The sequence below is a fragment of the Psychromonas sp. genome (assembly GCF_983033635.1).
Map to the genome: position 1 here is coordinate 470 of NZ_CEZLMY010000235.1, position 3,795 is coordinate 4,264.

5 protein-coding genes are annotated in these 3,795 nt (G+C 36.8%); all 5 read left to right on the forward strand.

All coding sequences use genetic code 11. From position 1 onward, the window contains the following. Nucleotides 1-265 precede the first annotated feature (265 nt). Nucleotides 266-523: a phosphocarrier protein Hpr gene (gene ptsH, locus AC4GME_RS17625; RefSeq protein ID WP_490379924.1), complete on the forward strand. Its 258-nt coding sequence runs from the start codon at nucleotides 266-268 to the stop codon at nucleotides 521-523. A 61-nt stretch (nucleotides 524-584) separates the two neighbouring features. Further along, the gene (ptsI, locus tag AC4GME_RS17630; protein WP_490377840.1) at nucleotides 585-2,306 is read left to right on the forward strand and encodes a phosphoenolpyruvate-protein phosphotransferase PtsI; all 1,722 of its coding nucleotides are present in this window, start codon (nucleotides 585-587) and stop codon (nucleotides 2,304-2,306) included. Between the two features lie 81 nt (nucleotides 2,307-2,387). Continuing rightward, on the forward strand, nucleotides 2,388-2,897 hold the full coding sequence (gene crr, locus AC4GME_RS17635; RefSeq protein ID WP_490377839.1) for a PTS glucose transporter subunit IIA: 510 nt from the start codon (nucleotides 2,388-2,390) through the stop codon (nucleotides 2,895-2,897). Between the two features lie 141 nt (nucleotides 2,898-3,038). Continuing rightward, nucleotides 3,039-3,389, forward strand: coding sequence for an ArsC family reductase (locus AC4GME_RS17640; protein ID WP_490377838.1), 351 nt, complete (start codon nucleotides 3,039-3,041; stop codon nucleotides 3,387-3,389). Nucleotides 3,390-3,398: 9 nt separating this feature from the next. Next, a partial coding sequence (locus AC4GME_RS17645; RefSeq protein WP_490379925.1) for a M20/M25/M40 family metallo-hydrolase occupies nucleotides 3,399-3,795 on the forward strand: 397 nt, incomplete at its 3' end.

Consider the following 3,795-nt stretch of genomic DNA (forward strand, 5'->3'; position numbering starts at 1 on the left):
ACATTGACCTGACCGAACTAATTAAGGATTATTCAGTAACATATTTTTAATGTTGTTCTTGACTTAATCCCTGTTAGAGATCTTTTTTCACAGGGAAAAAAAAGTGTGGCTTGTGACGATAAACTTGACTAATATCAAACTTATGAAATCATTTTTTCGTTACTTTGTAATTGCAAAATAAATTCGTTATTACGTTGCTATGATTAAATTTCTTAATCACTGCAATAAAAAATACCCATAAATTTCTCAAAATGAAGGTGTTTCCATGTATCAAAAAACAGTAACTATCACTGCGCCAAATGGCCTACATACTCGTCCAGCAGCTCAATTTGTTAAAGAAGCTAAATCTTTTGCATCTGACATTTCTGTTGAAGTTGGTGGTAAATCTGCAAGTGCTAAAAGCTTATTTAAACTACAAACTTTAGGTTTAACTCAAGGTACATCTGTAAATATAAAAGCTGAAGGTGCTGATGAACAAAAAGCAGTTGATACGCTAGTTGAATTAATGGCTAAGCTTGTATAGTCATTAATAGTTAGTAGAACGTATTATTTGGATTTTTAGTTAGTATTTTAAAGGATAGATTATGATATCTGGCATTCTTGCATCTCCAGGCATAACATTTGCAAAAGCACTGTTATTACAAGAAGATGAAATCTCTCTCAACACGGATAAAGTTGAAGATGTTAATAAGGAAATTACTCGCTTCCTAGATGGACGTGAAAAGGCTTCTGCTCAACTTGAAGTTGTTAAACAAAAAGCGTTAAAAACATTTGGTGAAGAAAAAGAGGCTATCTTTGAAGGGCATATTATGCTCCTTGAAGATGAAGAGCTAGAAGAAGATATCGTAGCCTACATTAAAAAACATAACTGCTCTGCAGACTTTGCAATTCACAATATTGTTGAAGAAAATGCAAACATGCTGCAGGAGCTAGAAGATCCGTATCTACGTGAACGTGCTTCTGATTTCCGTGATATCGGAAGCCGTTTACTTAAAAATGTGTTAGGTATTGAAATTGTTAACTTAAGCAATATTACTGAAGAAGTTGTATTAATTGCTAACGACTTAACACCATCAGAAACAGCACAAATTAACCTTGATAAAGTACTGGGTTTTATCACCGATATCGGTGGTCGTACATCTCATACTTCAATCATGGCTCGTTCGCTTGAAATCCCAGCTATTGTTGGTACTAATGACATTACTAAACGTGTTAAAAATGGTGATTTTATCATTTTAGATGCACTTAATAATAAAGTTATTATTAACCCAAGTGAAACAGAACTTGCTGAAGCAAAAGAAATTAAAGCTACGTTCTTAGCTGAAAAAGAAGAACTGGCTAAATTAAAAGACCTACCAGCAATGACCCTTGACGGTCATCACGTTGAAGTTTGCTCAAACATCGGTACTGTAAAAGATACCGAGGGTGCAAAACGTAACGGTGCTGAAGGCGTTGGTCTATACCGTACTGAATTTTTATTCATGGACCGTGACCAATTACCAACAGAAGATGAGCAGTTTATTGCTTATAAAGATGTTGTTGAAGCGATGGAAGGTAAAGCTTGTATTATCCGTACTATGGATATCGGCGGCGATAAAGACTTACCATACCTTGATCTGCCAACTGAAATGAATCCTTTCCTAGGCTGGCGTGCAATCCGTATCTGTTTCGACCGCCCAGAAATTATGAACCCGCAATTACGAGCTTTATTACGTGCTTCTGCATTTGGTAAAATCCGTATCATGTTCCCGATGATTATCTCTGTTGAAGAGATTCGTAGACTTAAAGAAATCCTAGCTGTGCTTAAAGCAGAGCTTAATGCTGAGCATAAAGCGTTTGATGAAAATGTCGAAATTGGTGTGATGATTGAGACTCCGGCAGCAGCTGCTATCGCTCACCACTTGATTAAAGAAGTAGAATTCTTTAGTATCGGTACAAATGATCTTACACAATACACACTTGCGGTTGATCGAGGTAACGAACTTATCTCTGATCTGTACGATCCGATGACCCCTTCTGTATTAAGCATAATCAAAACAGTGATTGATGCTTCACATGCAGCAGGCAAATGGACTGGTATGTGTGGTGAATTAGCGGGTGACGAACGAGCAACGTTACTGCTACTTGGTATGGGGCTTGATGAGTTCTCTATGAGTGCAATCTCTATCCCGACAGTTAAAAAGATTATTCGTAATACGAATTTCTCAGATGTAAAAGCACTTGCTGACAAAGCATTGTCAGTGGCTACTGCAGCTGAAATTGAAGCCCTGGTTACTGAGTTTAATCAAGCCAAAGGCATTAACTAATTATCTGAACGGACTATAATTGCTTGCAGACAGTCCGTTCGATTTTAAAAAATTTTATTCATAATCATTTGGAGTTAAACCATGGGGTTTTTCAATTCATTAAAAAAAGCAGTTTCAGGTAACGCACCTGTAGACAACACTATTGATATTATTGCGCCACTTTCAGGCGAGATCGTTGCCATTGAAGATGTGCCAGATGTCGTTTTTGCTGAAAAAATCGTAGGTGACGGTATCGCGATTCGTCCAACTGGAAATAAAATGGTTGCACCTTGTGATGGGGAAATTGGCAAAATTTTCGAAACAAACCATGCATTCTCTTTAGAGTCTGATACTGGGATCGAGCTTTTTGTGCATTTCGGTATTGATACAGTTGAACTTAAAGGCGAAGGCTTTACACGTATTGCACAAGAAGGCCAAAAAGTAAAAATGGGTGATACGATCATCGAGTTTGATCTTGAGCTTTTAAAAGAAAAAGCAAAATCTGTGTTAACACCTGTTGTAATTTCAAACATGGATGAAATTAAAGAACTACAAAAAATGTCTGGTACTGTTGAAGTAGCAACTGATGCGATTCTTAAAATCGTAAAATAAGTAATAGCTTAATTTGCTTATTTTTTTTGTTCTTTAAAAGAGTCGCTTATGCGGCTCTTTTTGTTTCTCCCCTACACTTAACTTGCTGCTGTTTTTCTTATTATTACTTGTTACAATCATTTTATTTTTAACGAGTAAATCATGGCCACAACTCTGTACGGCATTCCCAACTGCGACACAGTTAAAAAAGCACAAAAATGGCTTTTACAAAATAATATCCCATATACTTTTCATGACTACCGCAAAGATGGTTTAAATAAAGCCTTAATTGAATCATTTCTAGAAAATCTTACCTGGACAGATCTTCTTAACAAACGCAGTAGCAGTTACCGACAACTTAGTGAGCAGCAAAAAGCAACATTAAGTGCACAAACAGTGGTTGATCTCTTTATCGAATTTCCAACATTAATCAAACGTCCACTGCTTATTCATAATTCAAATTATCAATTGGGTTTTAAAATAGAAACTTACAAAATCCTATTTTCATTATAAGGAAGTACCATGTCAGATAGCCCTGTTTTGGCTTTATTAAAAGATTTAGTAAGTCGACGTTCAATTACACCTGAAGATGCCGGCTGCCAGCCTCTATTAATTTCCCGGCTTGAAAAATTAGGTTTTGTATGTGAAGTGATGGTATTTGAGGACACAACCAACCTATGGGCACGCAGAGGCAGTGAAAAACCGCTTTTCTGTTTCGCAGGCCATACTGATGTAGTGCCTACAGGCCCTGAAAACAAATGGAAATGCCCGCCCTTTCAGCCCACCGTTATTGATGGATTATTATATGGACGCGGCACTGCGGATATGAAAAGCGGTATTGCTGCATTTATGATTGCATTAGAGCAATTTATCTCAGAACATCAAGATCATAACGGTTCTATTTCACTGTTAATTACCA